Source organism: Novosphingobium sp. BL-S-21 (assembly GCF_055521655.1).
This window is the reverse complement of the sequence record NZ_CM145495.1, coordinates 1,812,723-1,828,433: the sequence shown is the minus strand read 5'-3', so window position 1 is coordinate 1,828,433 and position 15,711 is coordinate 1,812,723. Positions and strand designations below refer to the sequence as shown.

At 67.5% G+C, this 15,711-nt stretch carries 13 protein-coding genes; 3 read left to right on the top strand and 10 right to left on the bottom strand.

Going from position 1 to position 15,711, the window contains the following annotated elements; translation table 11 throughout:
• Window positions 1-3: 3 nt before the first annotated feature.
• A complete protein-coding gene (locus ACZ1J6_RS07245) occupies window positions 4-1,449 on the top strand; it encodes a glycoside hydrolase family 125 protein (RefSeq protein WP_465127440.1) in 1,446 nt (481 codons plus the stop codon).
• Window positions 1,450-1,480: 31 nt separating this feature from the next.
• Window positions 1,481-3,400 (top strand): alpha-L-fucosidase, encoded by a 1,920-nt coding sequence (locus tag ACZ1J6_RS07240; RefSeq protein ID WP_465127216.1) that lies wholly within the window; start codon window positions 1,481-1,483, stop codon window positions 3,398-3,400.
• A 6-nt stretch (window positions 3,401-3,406) separates the two neighbouring features.
• On the opposite strand, the gene ACZ1J6_RS07235 is transcribed toward ACZ1J6_RS07240, so the two are convergent.
• Entirely contained in the window at window positions 3,407-4,015 is a 609-nt protein-coding gene (locus ACZ1J6_RS07235) for a M17 family peptidase N-terminal domain-containing protein (protein ID WP_431568206.1), read from the bottom strand.
• Window positions 4,016-4,073: 58 nt separating this feature from the next.
• A complete protein-coding gene (locus ACZ1J6_RS07230; protein WP_431568205.1) occupies window positions 4,074-4,730 on the bottom strand; it encodes a response regulator transcription factor in 657 nt (218 codons plus the stop codon).
• Window positions 4,731-4,839: 109 nt separating this feature from the next.
• Here ACZ1J6_RS07230 and ACZ1J6_RS07225 point away from each other — a divergent pair, with 109 nt between their 5' ends.
• A complete protein-coding gene (locus tag ACZ1J6_RS07225; protein WP_465127215.1) occupies window positions 4,840-5,472 on the top strand; it encodes a response regulator transcription factor in 633 nt (210 codons plus the stop codon).
• 20 nt (window positions 5,473-5,492) lie between these two features.
• Here the strand turns inward: ACZ1J6_RS07225 and ACZ1J6_RS07220 are convergent, their stop codons facing one another.
• The 8 genes from ACZ1J6_RS07220 to ACZ1J6_RS07185 form a co-directional block, all read right to left on the bottom strand.
• Window positions 5,493-8,468 carry a sensor histidine kinase gene (locus ACZ1J6_RS07220; RefSeq protein WP_465127214.1) on the bottom strand — a complete coding sequence of 992 codons (2,976 nt, stop codon included), beginning with the start codon at window positions 8,466-8,468 and terminating at the stop codon, window positions 5,493-5,495.
• An 80-nt stretch (window positions 8,469-8,548) separates the two neighbouring features.
• Window positions 8,549-9,910, bottom strand: coding sequence for an alginate export family protein (locus ACZ1J6_RS07215; RefSeq protein WP_431568225.1), 1,362 nt, complete (start codon window positions 9,908-9,910; stop codon window positions 8,549-8,551).
• Between the two features lie 106 nt (window positions 9,911-10,016).
• Entirely contained in the window at window positions 10,017-10,490 is a 474-nt protein-coding gene (locus tag ACZ1J6_RS07210; RefSeq protein ID WP_431568203.1) for a DoxX family protein, read from the bottom strand.
• A gap of 3 nt (window positions 10,491-10,493) precedes the next feature.
• A complete protein-coding gene (locus ACZ1J6_RS07205) occupies window positions 10,494-11,381 on the bottom strand; it encodes a glyoxalase (RefSeq protein WP_465127213.1) in 888 nt (295 codons plus the stop codon).
• A gap of 197 nt (window positions 11,382-11,578) precedes the next feature.
• On the bottom strand, window positions 11,579-13,426 hold the full coding sequence (locus ACZ1J6_RS07200; RefSeq protein WP_465127212.1) for an amidohydrolase: 1,848 nt from the start codon (window positions 13,424-13,426) through the stop codon (window positions 11,579-11,581).
• 89 nt (window positions 13,427-13,515) lie between these two features.
• Complete coding sequence (locus ACZ1J6_RS07195; RefSeq protein ID WP_132267293.1) at window positions 13,516-13,788, bottom strand: DUF1427 family protein; 273 nt, start codon at window positions 13,786-13,788, stop codon at window positions 13,516-13,518.
• 144 nt (window positions 13,789-13,932) lie between these two features.
• Window positions 13,933-14,769 carry an alpha/beta fold hydrolase gene (locus ACZ1J6_RS07190; RefSeq protein ID WP_132267291.1) on the bottom strand — a complete coding sequence of 279 codons (837 nt, stop codon included), beginning with the start codon at window positions 14,767-14,769 and terminating at the stop codon, window positions 13,933-13,935.
• A 118-nt stretch (window positions 14,770-14,887) separates the two neighbouring features.
• The gene (locus tag ACZ1J6_RS07185; RefSeq protein WP_132267289.1) at window positions 14,888-15,559 is read right to left on the bottom strand and encodes a hydrolase; all 672 of its coding nucleotides are present in this window, start codon (window positions 15,557-15,559) and stop codon (window positions 14,888-14,890) included.
• Between the last annotated feature and the right edge of the window lie 152 nt (window positions 15,560-15,711).

Below are 15,711 nucleotides of genomic sequence, written 5' to 3'. Positions count from 1 at the left end.
AGCATGACGAACCTCGATCGCCGCACCACGCTTGCCGGGATGGCAGGCGCCGCCGCGCTGGCCCTTCCGGCCACGGCCCGCGCGGCGACCATCCCCATGCCGCAAGGCGGAGGCCGTCCGGCCCTAGCGGATCGCCGTTACGTCAGCCGCGCGGTGGAAGCGGAGATCGACCGCGTCTCGCGCAAGATCGCCGACCCCAAGCTGCGCGCGATGTTCGTGGGCTGCTATCCGAACACGCTCGACACCACCGTCTACATGGACACGGTGGACGGCCGCCCGGATGCTTTCGTCATCACCGGCGACATCCCCTGCCTCTGGCTGCGCGACAGCACGGCGCAAGTGCTGCCCTACCTCCATCTGGTGAACAAGGACCCGGCGCTCACCGCGCTGTTCCGGGGCCTGATCTCCCGCCAGTCGCGCTCGATCCTGATCGATCCTTACGCCAATGCCTTCATGCGCGATCCCGCGGCGAAGACGAACCTCTCGTGGTCCCTGAAAGACCAGACCGAGATGAAGCCCGGCGTCGCCGAGCGCAAATGGGAGATCGACTCGCTCTGCTATGCGATGCGGCTGGGCTTTCGTTACTGGCGCCAGACGCAGGACAAGTTGCCTTTCGACGAGACCTGGGCCGAAGCCTCGCGCGCCTGTGTGCGCACCTTGCGCGAACAGCAACGCAAGGGCTCGCCCGGTCCCTATCGCTTCCTGCGCATCAGCAACCGGCCGACCGAGACCATGCAGCTCGACGGCTGGGGCGCGCCGAGCCGTGCGGTCGGGCTGATCCACTGCGGCTTCCGCCCTTCGGACGATTCCTGCACCTATCCGTTCCTGATCCCGGCCAACCTCTTCGCGGTGACATCGCTGCGCGAGATGGCCAGCGTTGCCGAGCAGGCGCGGGGAGATACGGCACTCGCCAAGGACGCCCGTGCTCTGGCGAACGAAGTGGAGGCGGCGCTGCGGCAATGGGGCACGATGCTGCTGCCGGACGGCCGCCGGGTCTGGGCCTACGAGGTCGACGGCTTCGGCAACGCGATGTTCATGGACGATGCCAATGTCCCCTCGCTGCTGGGCCTCGCCTTCCTGGAATGCGTGCCTGCCAGCGATCCGCTCTGGAAGGCCACGGCGGAGGCCTGCTGGTCCGAAGCCAACCCTTATTTCTTCCGGGGATCGAAAGTGGAGGGCATTGGCGGGCCGCATGTCGGGCTCGGGCAAGTCTGGCCGATGAGCCTGATCGTGCGCGCGCTGTCGAGCAGCGACGACCAGGTGATCCGCGCCATGCTGCGCATGCTGCGCGACAGCGACGCGGGCACCGGCTTCATCCACGAGGCGGTGGACAGCAACGACCCCTCGAAATTCACGCGCGACTGGTTCGCCTGGGCCAACGGCCTCTTCGGCGAACTCCTGGTCAAGCTGGCCGACACCCGGCCGCAACTGCTCTCCGCGCCGCTTTGACGCGCGGCAGTCGTTATTAAGGGACTGAACGATGGACTTCTCCCGCCGCCATTTCCTCGCCACTTCCGCCGTCGGGGCCGCCGCGTTCGGCGCAGATGCTGTGCAGGCCGCGCGCGAGCCCGCTGCGCCTCAGCCCTCCGGCGCCGTCCCTTCGCCGCGGCAGTGGAACTGGCACCAACACGAAATGTACGCCTTCGTTCATTTCGCGATGAACACCTTCACTGACAAGGAATGGGGCTTCGGAGACGAGGACCCGAAGTGGTTCAACCCCACCGATTTCGACCCCGACCAGATCGTCGCGGCGGCGAAAGTGGCGGGCATGCGCGGGGTCATCCTCACCGCCAAGCACCACGACGGGTTCTGCCTCTGGCAGACCCGGCTTACCGAGCATTCGATCCGCAACAGCCCCTACAAGCAGGGCAAGGGCGATATCGTCGCGGAAATGTCCGAGGCCTGCCTCAAGGCGGATATGCTGTTCGGCGTCTACCTCTCGCCCTGGGACCGCAATCACGCCGAATACGGCCGCCCGGCCTATATCGACTATTACCGCCAGCAATTGACCGAACTCTGCACCCGCTACGGCAAGCTGTTCGAAGTCTGGTTCGACGGCGCCAACGGCGGTGACGGCTACTACGGCGGCGCGCGCGAGGCGCGCAAGATCGATGCGCCGAAGTATTACAACTGGCCCTCGATCGTGAAGCTGGTGCACGAGCTTCAGCCCGATGCCTGCACTTTCGATCCGCTCGGCGCGGATATCCGCTGGGTCGGCAATGAGGACGGCGTGGCGGGCGATCCCTGCTGGCCGACGATGCCCAACGTGCCTTACGAGCAGGCGACTGGCAATTCCGGCTTGCGCGGCGGCGAGATCTGGTGGCCTGCCGAGACCGACGTGTCGATCCGTCCCGGCTGGTTCTATCACGCCGACGAGGATTCCAAGGTCAAGGACCCGGCGCGCCTGATCCGCCTCTACGACGAATCCGTGGGGCGCGGCACCAACCTCAACCTGAACCTGCCGCCCGACCGCCGTGGCCGGATCGCCGACCAGGACGTGAAGATCCTGAAGTCGTTCGGCGATGCGATCCGCGCGACTTTCGCGAAGGACCTTGCGCGGGCCAGTATCGCTCACGCCAGCGCCTCGCGCGGGGGCCGGTTCGTCCCCGCCAACGCGACGGACGGGCAGCGCGAGACTTTCTGGTCCACCCCCGACGGCGTGCTCACGCCCACACTGACGCTGGACCTCGCGCCCGGAACGCGCTTCGATGTCGTGCGGCTGCGCGAATATCTGCCGCTGGGCATCCGCGTGACCCGCTTCGCCGTGGAGGCGGAGATCGACGGCCAGTGGCAGCGCCTTGCCGAGAAGGCATGCATCGGTGCCCAGCGCATCCTCCGCCTGCCGCAACCGATCGCGCCGCGCCGGGTGCGGCTGGTCGTGCTGGAAGGCAGTGCGGCCCCGGCCATCTCGGAATTTGCGCTGTTCGCCAGCGCGGCGCCGGTAGACGTGCCGCCGATCGTCTCCACCGACCCTACCGTGCTCGACTCCACGAAATGGTCGATCGTCGCGGCCAGCGCGCCGGGCGCGGAGCGCCTGCTGGACAATGACGCGGCGACGATCTGGAAACAGCCCGCGCCCCAGGCCGGCAAGCCCGCGCGCGTCACTGTCGATCTCGGCGCGCGCAGTCCGCTGGCCGGTTTCACGCTGACGCCTTCGCGGCAGGTCATGGCCGATGCCGCTCCGCCCAAGGGCTTCGTTGCCGAGACCAGCCGCGACGGCGAGACCTGGACGCGGGCCGCAGCCGGAGAGTTCGGCAATATCGCCTATGCCCTGGCCACCCAGCGCATCGCTTTCGCGAAACCGGTGGATGCGCGTTACTTGCGGCTCACTTTCGCGGAAACGGCGCTTCCCGCGGGCAATCTGGCGATCGCCGGGATCGGCGGCTTCGTCGCTCGATAGGCGCGCCTAGCTCCCGGTGTCGGCAGTCGCGGCGAGTTTGTCCTGGAACTGCTGCGCGGCCTGCTCCAGCCGGGCCGCACCGACATCGAAAGTCCAGCGGCGCAAGGCGGGTGGCCCGGCCAGGCCGAGCTGCTGGAGCCGGCGGTGCGACCGCAAGGCCGAGACGAGGCCGTCCACCATGTGCCCCGGCGCGCCGGCGGTGGCCGCCGCGGGGATGCCGCTGTCGAGCATGCCGGGCGCGAAAGCGGCGCTGTCTGCCCCGAGCGCCAGAGCGAATGTCGCTGCTGCCCGCATGGCCTCCTCAAGGCAGGCGCTCGACCATCCCTCCGGCTCGCCGAGGCCGACGAGCAGGAGGCGTTTCGCCGCAAGAGGCTGCGGGGGCGCCGCGATCAGCAGGCATTCGCCGAGCCTGCCGCGGAAATGCCCTTCGCGTCTCAACTGCAGGAGCTTTCCCTGAAGGGCCGTGTCGAGGTGCGCCAGGCCTCCGGTGAGGCTGCCTGCCGGCTCGCGGGCGAACATCCCGGCGCAGGAGAGGTCCACTTCGGCACCGACCGCGTCCCAGGCCGCGACGTCGATGGACGTGCCGAAGGCCGCGCCGATCTTCCGTAGATTCACCGTATCTCTCCGTTGTCGCTGCCGGGCGGGGGAAGCCTGAGACAGCCTGGGCGGCCGGTCAATGCACGGACAGCGAGAAGGAGGCACGCACCAGGTCAGCCACCGAACGCAGTTCCATCTTGCGCATGAGGCTGGAGCGGTGGAGTTTTACCGTGATCTCGCTGATTTCGAGTTCCCAGGCGATCTGCTTGTTCATCAGGCCGCGGACGACGCCTTCCATGACCTGGCGCTCGCGCGGTGTCAGCCGGTCGAAGCGCTGCGTCAGCGCGTGCCGGGTGCGGTTCGCGCTGCGGCGCTCGGTGTCGATCTCCAGCGCATAGTCGATGGCGCCCAGCAGGTCGCCCTCGTCGAAGGGGCGCGGCAGGAAGTCCACCGCGCCGGCCTTCATCGCGCGGACGGAGAGCGGGACTTCGGCATGGTCGGTGACGAAGACGACCGGGATCGGTTCGCAGCGGCTCTTCAGCCGGGCGATGAGTTCGAGCCCGTCGATCGAGGGCATGCGCACGTCCGCCACGATGCAGCAGGGCGCCTCGGGCAGTGGCTGATCGAGCAGCGCCCCGGCCCAGGCGAACGTCTCCACGGCATAGCCTTCCTCGCGCAGCAGCGAGCGGAGGTGCGAGCGGGCTTCGCTATCGGCATCGACGATCAGGACGCGTCCCCGGGTGGTGGCTTCCTCCACACCACCGTGCATCGCTTCGCTTGTCACATGAATCATCGCACTACTCCTGCTGGCGGCGCAGAAATGGTTCAAAGTGAACACAACGGGCAATCCCCTCTTTTGGGGGGAATTGCCATCACGCGGCGGGAGAGCGTAGAGGGAAGCCATGGAAAACAGCGATTTTCAGACCCCCATCCGCATCGCCGTGGTGGACGACCACCCCCTGCTGCGCGACGGGATCATCGCCGTGTTCTCGACCCAGCCCGACCTGGAACTCGTGGCTGCAGGCGAGGATGGAGAGGCTGCCGTGCGCCTCTTCCGCGAGCACCGGCCAGACGTCATGCTGCTCGACCTGCAGATGCCGAATGTCGACGGGGTGGAGGCGATGACGCGGATCCTCGCCGAGTTTCCGGAGGCGCGGATCCTCGTGCTGACCACATATTCGGGCGACGGCCGCGCCACGCAGGCGATCAAGGCCGGGGCCTCGGGCTATCTGCTGAAGAACAGCCTGCGTACCGAACTGCTAGACGCGATCCGGTCGATCCACCGCGGCGGCACGCATTTCGACCGGCAGGTGTTCGGCGCGGCGGACCGCGAGGCCAAGCGCCTCACCGCGCGCGAAAGCGACGTGCTGCAACTGGCCGCCTCGGGCAATTCGAACAAGCAGATCGCGGCGCGGCTGTCGCTCTCCGAAGAGACGGTCAAGGGCTACATGAAGGCGATCTTCGCGCGGCTGGGCGCGATGGACCGCACCCATGCCGTGGCGATCGCCGTGCGCAACGGCTTGATCGAACTCTAGATCGGATCGGCAGCCGGGGGCTAGCGATAGGCGATCTTCGCGGGCAGGGTCAGCCGGATCGAAGTGCCTTGGCCGGCGGCCCTGGCGATGGCGAAGGATCCGCCCAGCCGCTCCAGCCGCTCGCGCATGCCGGTAAGGCCGAAGTGCCCGTCGCGCCCACCTGCGGCGCGCACCTCTTCCGGCAGGCCGATGCCATCGTCCACCACGCGCAGGGAAAGGCGGTCGCGGCCGTGGTGGATCTCGATGCGCACCAGGCTCGCCTGCGCGTGCTTGACGGCATTGGCCAGCGCCTCGCCCACGGCGAGTTCGATTTCCTCCGCTACCGGCGCGCCGACGAGCTGCTCGGGACCGTCCACCCGCACTTCCCAGGGCAGGGCATCGCGCACCACCCGCTGGGCGCAGGCGCGCAGGGTTTCGGCGATGCACTTGGGTTCGGCATCCTCGCGCAGGCCGCGCACCCGTTCGCGGCCGTGCAGGAGCACGTCGTCGGCCCGCTCCAGCGCGTCCTCGATGGCGGTATGCGCGGGGGTGCCGGGCGTGGTCAGGTGAAGCACGGTCTGGAAGCGCAGCATCAGGCCCTGGAAGCCCTGGAGCAGCGTGTCGTGCAGGTCCTGCGCGATGCGCTCGCGTTCGGTCACGCGTTCCTCGATGCGATCGCGCATGGCCTGCATGGCCAGCCGCATGCGCCAGCGGAACAGCGCATAGATGCCCAGTGCCAAACTGAGGAACACGGCCAGCCGGAACCAGCCGGTCTGCCAGAAATAGGGCGCGATGACGAAGCTCGTCACCGCCTCGCGCCGGGCCCAGGGACCGTCGCCGGTGGCGGCGGTGACGTGGAAGCGATACGTGCCCGGGCCAAGGCCCGCATAGTCCACGCGGCGGCGCCCTCCGGCATCGACCCAGCCCTGGTCGACGCCGTCCAGCCGGTAGCGGTACCGGTTGCCTTCCGCGTCGGCCAGGCTCAGTCCCACGTAGGACAGGCTGACGCGGGACGTTCCCGCCGGCAGGCGCGTGCCGGTGAGCGGATAGCCGCGGCCGTCCACTTCCAGCGCGGTGACGTGGACCGGCATCTCGGCCTGCCCGGCGGCGATGCGCGAGGGGTCGACCTGCACCACGCCGGTGCTCGTCACGAACCACAGCCGCCCTTGCGCGTCCACGGCGGCATCGTTGGCGGAATAGGGTTCGGTACGGGCGCGGATCGCGCCGTTCTGGCCGAAGCGGGCGAGCGGGATCGGCCTGCCCGGGCGCGCGAAAGCGGCCTCCAGGTCCGGTTCGGCGATGCGGATGATCCCGCCCGAGGAGATCAGCCAGTAATGCCCCGCCACCCGGACGATCCCCATGACCCCGGCAAGCCAGGGGTAGGTCCGCGCGCTCAGTTGCTGGACGCGGCGCCCGTCATAGCGCGCCAGCCCCGCCTCGCCGCCGATCCAGGTCCTGCCGTCCATCTGCTTGAGCATCCGCACGAATCCCACGCCGGTCTTTTCTTTCTCCCCGTCGTGTCCTTCGTCGTCGCTTCCCGGCCAGAGGGGCGTCGTCTTGCCGTCCTGCACGCGGGCGAGCAACCGCAGCGGCTGGTTGATGACGAAAGTGTTCGGGCCGGTGACGACGAAGGTGGTGGCCGGCGGTAGGCTTTCGTCCTTGATCCAGCGCCGGCCTTCCAGTCGGAACATGCCGGAGGCCGATACCGATTCCCACAGACGCCCCTGGTGATCGGCGGCGCAGGCCTGGCCGAACTGGCGCTCATGTTCGAGCGGGCCGATGATCCGGGTCAGGGTCGACCCGCGCACGAGATACTCGTTCTTGTAGGTCAGGGCGTAGGCGCCCACCCCTGCCACCGAGCAGACTTCGGACAGCAGGCTGGAACGCAGGATCAGGTCCGCCTTGCCGTCGATGATCCGGTACAGGCCCTCGTCGCCGCCGATATAGAGCGAGCCGTCCGGCCCCGTCGCGATGCCGGTGCGGACCCCCTTGATCGCGGAATAGTGTATGACCGGGGAGCGCACGAAGCGGTGCAGACCGTCCGGCGCGCCGCCCCAGATGGTGCCTTCGGAATCGCGCAGCAGCGTGGAGACCTGAACGGGATAGGTCTCCGCCCGGCTCATGGACAGATCGCTGCCCGGCACTGTCGCCAGCCCGGCGGCATTGCCCGCGACCCACAGCAGATTGTCGGCATCGAACAGCAGGTTGCGGATGCCGTCGCCGCCGCCCAGCGGCTCGCCGAACGCGATGCCGGTGGGCAGGAAGCCGCGCGGGCCGAGCTTCTGGAGCCCGTCGCTCGAAAAGAACCACATGGTGCCGGCGCGGTCCTGGCCGAAGGCGGGGCCAAGGTTCATCAGGCCCGGCACGACCTCGAAAGTGCGGCTGTCGCGGGGCAGGCGGCGCAGTTCGGGGTTCGATGCGATCCACATCGTGCCGTCGTTCTGGCGGAACATGCGCACCAGCGGACCGTCCACGTCGATCACGTCCCAGCGACCCTTCACCAGGTGGCGAAGCTGCGATCCGAAGCCGCTCCACGCCGAGACCCAGACACTGCCGTCCGGCGCGGCGACGATGTCGGTAACGCGTCCGCGCGGCTTCCTTTCCGGGTTGGCGCCGCGCAGCTTGCCGTCCTTCAGCCGGGCGATGCCGCCGAAGGCGTAGCCCACCCACAGGCTGCCGTCGGGCGCCGCGGCCAGGGCCGTGACCTGCCGGGCGCGGAAGTTGTCGAAGTCCTCGGGATCGAGGCGCTGGAATTTCAGCCCGTCGAAGCGATAGAGCCCGTCGCCCGAGCCCAGCCAGAGGAAGCCGTCGCGCGTGCGGGCCATGGCGCGGATGTCGGGCGGGGCGCCGTCGGCCAATGACCAGTGACGGCTGCTGTAGCCCGGGATCTCCGTGGCCGGGGATGCCTGGACGGCGGGTGCCGGGACGACCGCCCCGAAAATGACGGGGCCGACCAGGGCCGCCAGCGACGCCAGCCTGTGGAGAAAGGGTCGGGCAGGGGCTCGATCGGGACGCATGGCGTGCGCATTGCATGGCGGCCGGCGGTGGACAAGCAAACCTTGGTATGGCCCTGCGCACAAGGCGAAATGGGGCGCTTTCAGAACCGGAAATTGCTTTCGAGGCCAAGCATGTGGATGGTCTTGGCCGATCCGGTCTCGCGGATGAAAGCGCCGGGTGCGAAAGCGGAAAGCGAGGCGGAGATTTCCAGTTCGGCGCTCGCCTGCCAGGCCAGCGTCATCTCCACTTCCTTGCCGACGAACTTCGCGCGGCTGTCTCCGGCGTCGCGGATCAGGTTGCCCGGGACGTCGTAGATCCCGTCCTCGCGGGAATAGCGCCAGTAGGCCATGGCCGCGAGGCTGGCCGAGACGGTGGGGGCCAGTTGCAGGCCCAGCGAGGAATAGGCATTGACGATGTTGTAGGGTCCGACCGGCGAGAGTTCGCCGAAATACTTGCCCTTGGGAAACATGGCATTGAAAGTGCCGAGGCGGCTGTCCTGGCGCGTGTCCCCGGACTTGTCGCCGCTCACCACATTGACGCGCAGGGTAAGGTCGGGCGCCAGCGGCGCGTCTGGGAAGGCGCGGCCCAGTTCGGTGCCCAGCGTCCAGGCCGAGATCGGGCCATTCGCGAAGCGGCCGAACTGGTAGACGCCCTCGACGTTCCAGTGCCAGTCCTCCCGGCTGCCGTGCCAGCGGGCACCCAGGCTGTGGCGGGTCTCGGTGCCGCCGCGCGTGCCCCAGTGCGCGGCATCGTTGCGATAGCCGAGGTAGTAGAGGTCGAGGGCGGGCAGCGCGGCATAGGCACCCCAGAGCGCCTCGTCAGGCGAGGTGCGGTCGTTGAGATCCCCCTTGCGCGCCTGCACCGGCCTTACCGCCAGCAGGCTGACCGTCGCCGCGCCCAGGGCCACGTCCGCGCGAAGACCATCGAAGGCGAGCGGCACGTTGGGGCCGTAGCGTGTGCCGACCAGCCGCTCCGTGCCGAGCGACAGCATCTGCCGCCCGCCGCGCAGGGTTACGGGGCCGAGGTCGGCCTCGGCAAAACCCTGCAGGAGATCGATGCCCGACCCGTCGACCGGGCCGGGCGCTGGCGCGACGCCCGCCGAGGTCGAGGCGATGGGCTGCACGAAGGCGCGGAGCTTGCCGAGGTGGAGATCGGCATAAGGCAGGGCGCGAAACCAGACATAGCCGTCGTCAGGCGCCTCGGCGCTGCCCCAGAGGTTGTCGTCGTAGTTCTCGTTCCGCACGCGCAGTTCGATGCCGGTGGAGAGCCAGGCGTCGTCGCCGAGAGGGATGTACTTGAACGGGCCGGTCCAGTGGTGATCGCGCTTCTCGGCGTCTTCTAGGTCCGACCAGTCCTCGTCGTAGCGCGTGATGGACAGGGTGGGGGCCTCCCACGCTTCCTTCGGCGCGGCCTGGGCGGTGGTGGGCAGCAGGGCCGCGAGAGAAAGCGACAGCGCCGCCAGCCGTCGTCCCGGACCCGATCCGGGACCGCTGGCCGCGCCGCGCCATGCCCGCGAAAGGGCGCCTGAGGACAGGCGCCGGTCCCGGATCGGGCCCGGGACGACGAGGTCAGGCACCGCCGGCCCCCTTGCGCGCCAGGATCGCCACGAGCACGAACCCGCCGACAAGGCCCATATGCTCGAAGAAGGCGTTCATCGCACCGAAGCGCTCGGGGCCTTCGGGCATGGTCCAGAAGGCATTGGCCACCAGCGCCGCGAGGAAAGTGAACACGCCGAGCATCCCCGCGCCCAGCCAGACCAGCCGGCCCTGCAGGACCAGCCGCCCTCCAAGGACGAGAAACGCGCCGATCAGTTCGACGGCGATGGTCAGCCCGGCCCAGAGCGCGGGCGGGGTCAGGCCGAAGTGGCTCTGCTCCGCCAGCGCTGCGGGCCAGTCGCCCAGCTTGTCCATCCCGCCCACCAGGTAAGCGCTCACCAGCGCGAGGCGGGCGAGGAAGGCGGTCGGCTTGAAGTCCAGCACGGCGCCCACGAATGCGAGCCGCTCTGCCGGAGGCGTGCGATCGATCGAAGGGAGGCCGGACATGGCTTATGCTCCCTGGTGGATTTCGGCGACGTAGCCGCCGGGGAAGCGCACGATGGCGGTCTGGCGGTGGTTCGCGGTGACGGGTGCGACCAGGGTCTCGGCGCCTGCCGCCTTGGCCTTGGCGAGAGTGGCAGCGAGATCGCTCACGGCATAGCCGGTCATGTCGCGGCCGTAAGGCCAGGGCAACTGGCCGTCGGAAACGTAGACCACCATCTTGCCGTAGCCGCTGTTGATCGAGACGCGGCGGACGGTCTTGCCGGGTTCGCCGATCTCGGCGCCGCTGGCGGCCTTGTCGTCGGCGGTGACTTTGGCATGGGCGAAGCCGGTCCAGCTCCTGATGAAGGCATCGGCGGCATCGACGGTCAGGTAGATACGGTTTTCCGGCACGGTTGCGAGCTTGGCGTAGTTCGGCTTGGCGGTGTGCCAATAGAGCTGCATGTTCACGCCGCCCGGCCATTGCACCACCGAATCCCGGCCGATCGGATCGGGGAAAGTCTCCAGACGGCGCACCGCGCCGTGGCTCCGGGCCGACTTCACGGCGGCGTCGATGTCGGTGACCAGATATCCGGTGCGCTCGTCGCCGAAGGGATAGGGGATCGGCGTCTTGAAGCCGAAGACCGAGATCGTGCCCGCGGGCGTCAGTACCAGTTGCGACTTGGTGAGGCTCGTGGTCGGCGTCACCTGGAATTCGCCCTGCTTGCTGGTGGTGCCGCCGAAGGTGGCGACGAAGCTGGCGACGAAAGTGTCGAACTGGTCCTGCGGCACGTAGACGTGCGTGGTGTCGTACTGGGCGCCGACCGAATAGTCCGCCGTCGGGGCCGCGAAGGCGGGGGTGACGATGGGGCTGGCCGCCATTACGGCAGTGGCAAAAAGGAGGGCAAAGCGCTTCATCGAAGGTCTCCTTGAGAAATTTCCGGGGGGCACGTTTCGTCGTCGTCTCGGTCGGCCCTCGCTGTGTGAGCGGGGCTTGCGAGATCGGTTTAAGGTGCGGACGAACAGCTATCGATCCGAATAATATCGTCCGATATGTTCGATATTTTGGAATAGTATGTGATGAACCCCGCCGCATGCGGCAGGGCTCGTCGAAGCTAGACGGCCCAGCAACCGCAGCCGAGTGCGCCCCAGAACGTCTGGACATCGGCGGCCGGGACATTGGCGCCCAGTGCAGAGGCGTGGTCATGGCCGTGCACGCCGCAGGAACTGGCGCAGCCGCAGGCCGAGGCGAGCTTCTGCCTGGCTTCGGGCGTCTGGTAATAGCCGCCGAACGTCGCGACCGGCGACCAGTCGGGCATCGGGCGCGGCAGTTCCGGGGCGAGCGGGCGATAGTCGCCCTCGCCGTGGACGACCTTGCCGCCCAGCACGGTCAGCACTGCGCGAATATGGACGATGTCATGCTCGGGCACGGAGAAGAAGTCGTCGGAGAGCAGGGCGAGGTCGGCAAGCTGGCCGGCCTTGATCTGGCCCTTCTTGCCGATCTCGTTCGAGAACCAGGTGTTCTCGTGCGTCCACATCGCCAGCGCCTTTTCGCGGGTGACGCGGTTGGCGTTGGGGTAGAGGCGCAGGCCGCCCACGGTGCGGCCGGAAACCAGCCAGGAGAGCGAGACCCAGGGGTTGTAGCTGGCGACGCGGGTGGCGTCGGTGCCGGCGCCCACGGGGATTCCGGCGGAGATCATCTTGGCGATCGGCGGCGTGCGCTCGGCCGCCTTGGCGCCGTAGCGCTCGACGAAATCCTCGCCTTGATAGGCCATGCGGTGCTGCACGGCGATGCCGCCGCCCAGCGCGGCGATGCGGTCGATATTGCGGTCGCTGATGGTCTCGGCATGGTCGAAGAACCAGTTGATGCCTTCGAGCGGAATGTCGCGGTTGACCTTTTCGTAGACGTCGAGCGCGCGGCCGATGGTCTCGTCATAAGTCGCGTGCAGGCGCCAGGGCCAGCGGTGCTCGGCGAGCAGGCGGATGACGGGTTCCAGATCGCCTTCCATGCTGGGCGCCATGTCGGGGCGGGGCTGGCGGAAATCCTCGAAGTCGGCGGCGGAATAGACCAGCATCTCGCCCGCGCCGTTGTGGCGGTAGGTGTCGTCGCCCTGTCCCGGCGTGACCTGCTTTACCCAGCCGGCGAAGTCCGCGAGTTCCTCTTTCGGCTTCTGCGTGAAGAGGTTGTAGCTGATGCGGACGGTCAGCTGATCTTCGGCGTGGAGCTTCTCGATGATCTCGTAATCGTCGGGATAGTTCTGGAAGCCGCCGCCCGCGTCGATCACGCCGGTGACGCCGAGCGCGTTGACTTCGCGCATGAAGTGGCGGGTGGAATTGACCTGGTATTCCTGCGGCAGCTTGGGGCCCTTGGCCAGCGTGGAATAGAGGATCGTGGCGTTGGGCTGGGCCAGCAGCAGGCCGGTGGGGTTGCCCGAAGCATCGCGCACGATCTCGCCGCCCGGCGGGTTCGGCGTATCCTTGGTATAGCCGACGATGCGCAGCGCGGCGGCATTGAGCAGGGCGCGGTCGTAGAGGTGAAGGATGAACACCGGCGTATCGGGCGCGACCGCGTTCAGTTCCGCGATCGTCGGCAGGCGCTTTTCGGCGAACTGGTGCTCGGTGAAGCCGCCGACCACGCGGACCCACTGCGGGGCGGGGGTGTTGTCGACCTGCTTCTTCAGCATGGCCATGGCGTCGGCCAGGGTCGGCACGCCGTCCCAGCGCAGTTCCATGTTGAAGTTCAGACCGCCGCGGATGATGTGCATGTGGCTGTCGATCAGGCCGGGGATCAGGCGGCGGCCCTTGGCGTCGATCACGGCGGCGCCGGGCGCGGCGGCCTCGCGCGCTTCCTGTTCGCTGCCTACGGTCAGGAACTTGCCGTCGCGGATGACCACGGCTTCGGCCTGCGGATTTTCGCGGTCGAGGGTGGTGACCTTGGCGTTGACGATGATCGTGTCGGTCATGACGGCTTCCTTGGAACGTGCGGATTGGGAGAATAGTGAGGGCAGGAGCGAGCTGGCAGCCGCTCCGGCTATGGTCTGTCGGCGGGTGATCATGCTTCGGCCTTGTGGTCGGCCGTGCGGCAGGGGAACTTGTCCCCTGGCAGGCGTCCCAGGACGTGCTTGCGGCAATCTGTCTGCACGTAGTGGGCGACTTCCTCGTGCGCCCAGATCTTCTTCGCGAGCGGGACGATCTGTTCGCCGAGGAGAATGCCGAGCAGTCCCAGCAGGGCGATCATCGGCGGGGCGGGCGAACGCACGCCGAGGAGACTGTAGACCACACCCACCAGCAGCCCGGCAGCGATCGAGAGAAGGTAGGCTTTCATGGCTTTGGGTTCCTCGAACGTTCAATCGGTTCCCCGTGTCGTCATTGCGAGGGCCTATGGCCCGCGGCAATCCAGAGCGGCGGAAACCGCCCTGGATTGCTTCGCTACGCTCGCAATGACGAACGATGGAAAGCGACGTTCCTATCAGCCCTGCACGAAGGCGAGCAGGTCGGGGTTGATCATGTCGGCATGGGTGGTCAGCATGCCGTGCGGATAGCCCTCGTAGATCTTGAGCGTGGCGTTCGGCAGGATTTCCGCCTGGAGCACGCCGGCGTTCTTGTAGGGGACGACCTGGTCGTCATCGCCGTGGAGGACCAGCGTGGGGACGGTGATCGCCTTCAGGTCGTCGGTCTGGTCGGTTTCCGAGAAGGCCTTGATCCCTTCGTAATGGGCCTTGGCGCTGCCCATCATGCCCTGGCGCCACCAGTTGTCGATCACGGCGGGCTTCACGTCCGCGCCTTCGCGGTTGAAGCCGTAGAACGGCCCTGCGGCGACATCGCGGAAGAACTCGGCGCGGTTGGCGGCAAGGCCGGCGCGCAGGCCGTCGAACACGTCCATGGGCAGGCCGCCGGGGTAGGCCTCCGTCTTGAGCATGATCGGCGGCACGGCGCTGACCAGCACGGCCTTGGCGACGCGGCCCTGCGGAATGCCGTAGCGGGCGACATAGGCCGCAACTTCGCCGCCGCCGGTGGAGTGGCCGATGTGCACGGCGTTCCTGAGGTCGAGGTGTTCGGCGACGGCGGAAGCGTCGGCGGCGTAGTGCGCCATGTCGTGGCCCTCGCTCACCTGCTCGGAGCGGCCGTGGCCGCGGCGGTCATGGGCGACGACGCGGAAGCCCTTGGAGAGGAAGAACAGCATCTGCGTGTCCCAGTCGTCAGACGAGAGCGGCCAGCCGTGGTGGAAGACGATGGGCTGGGCGTCCTTCGGGCCCCAGTCCTTGAAGAAGATTTCGACGCCGTCCTTGGTGGTTACGTAACCCATGATGCTGATCCTTCGATGTTGAGAGTGAAGTCTTCGCGGGAAAAAGGAGGTAGGGACCGGAAGCCTTGTCCGTGAGGGCCGGATGGGGGGTATCTGGCCGCCGGTCCCGAGCTTCAAATCAGTGACCGCCTTCGGATGCGCCGAACATGGTCTTGGCGTAGTTGATACCGATACCGTAGGCGCCGCCCCACTTCTTGGCGATTCCGGTGGTGCTATCGTAGGTTTCGGTGCGGGCCCAGTCGCGCTGCAGTTCGAGCAGGTACTGCAGCGAGGTCATCGGCACGGCGCCGAGCTGGATCATGCGCTCCACCGCGCGTTCATGCGCTTCAGTGGAAATGTCGCCGCAGGCATCGGTGATGACATAGGCCTCGAAGCCCTGGTCGATGGCGGAAGCGACCGGCCCGACGATGCAGACCGAGGTCCAGAGACCGGCAAAGACGATGCGGGGCTTGGCGATGCGGTTGATCTCGCAGATCACGGCTTCGTCTTCCCAGGTGTTCATCGAAGTGCGGTCGAGCATTTCCTGGCCGTCGAAGGCTTCGGTGATCTCTTCGAACATCGGACCGGAAAAGCTCTTTTCGGCAACCGTGGTGAGGATGGTCGGAACATTGAAGGACTTGGCGCCGCGCGAGATCAGGGCGGCGTTGTTTCGCAGCAGTTCGGCCGAGATCGACTTGGTGGCGAAGGCCATCTGCGACTGGAAGTCGATCAGGACAAGCGCGTGATTGTCGGGCGAGATCAGCGACTTGCCGGGGGTGGCGGTGGCGGTCGGCGTAGCGGTGATGGTCATTGCGGGTCTTCCTGTCTGCTGGCCGTCGCGGCCCGGTGAGAGTGTTCTGGAGCGAATTGGCCGTTCCAGAAAGACGTATAAAATCGATCCGATAGTTCGATTAAATTGAAATGTACGAAAGGTCGGGTGTTGCTGTTGCGACTTGCGAGCAG

Coding starts and splice junctions, on each gene's coding strand:
- ACZ1J6_RS07245 (WP_465127440.1), top strand. CDS start 4: ATGACGAACCTCGATCGCCGCACCACGCTTGCCGGGATGGCAGGCGCC.
- ACZ1J6_RS07240 (WP_465127216.1), top strand. CDS start 1,481: ATGGACTTCTCCCGCCGCCATTTCCTCGCCACTTCCGCCGTCGGGGCC.
- ACZ1J6_RS07230 (WP_431568205.1), bottom strand. CDS start 4,730: ATGATTCATGTGACAAGCGAAGCGATGCACGGTGGTGTGGAGGAAGCC.
- ACZ1J6_RS07225 (WP_465127215.1), top strand. CDS start 4,840: ATGGAAAACAGCGATTTTCAGACCCCCATCCGCATCGCCGTGGTGGAC.
- ACZ1J6_RS07220 (WP_465127214.1), bottom strand. CDS start 8,468: ATGCGTCCCGATCGAGCCCCTGCCCGACCCTTTCTCCACAGGCTGGCG.
- ACZ1J6_RS07210 (WP_431568203.1), bottom strand. CDS start 10,490: ATGTCCGGCCTCCCTTCGATCGATCGCACGCCTCCGGCAGAGCGGCTC.
- ACZ1J6_RS07205 (WP_465127213.1), bottom strand. CDS start 11,381: ATGAAGCGCTTTGCCCTCCTTTTTGCCACTGCCGTAATGGCGGCCAGC.
- ACZ1J6_RS07200 (WP_465127212.1), bottom strand. CDS start 13,426: ATGACCGACACGATCATCGTCAACGCCAAGGTCACCACCCTCGACCGC.
- ACZ1J6_RS07195 (WP_132267293.1), bottom strand. CDS start 13,788: ATGAAAGCCTACCTTCTCTCGATCGCTGCCGGGCTGCTGGTGGGTGTG.
- ACZ1J6_RS07190 (WP_132267291.1), bottom strand. CDS start 14,769: ATGGGTTACGTAACCACCAAGGACGGCGTCGAAATCTTCTTCAAGGAC.
- ACZ1J6_RS07185 (WP_132267289.1), bottom strand. CDS start 15,559: ATGACCATCACCGCTACGCCGACCGCCACCGCCACCCCCGGCAAGTCG.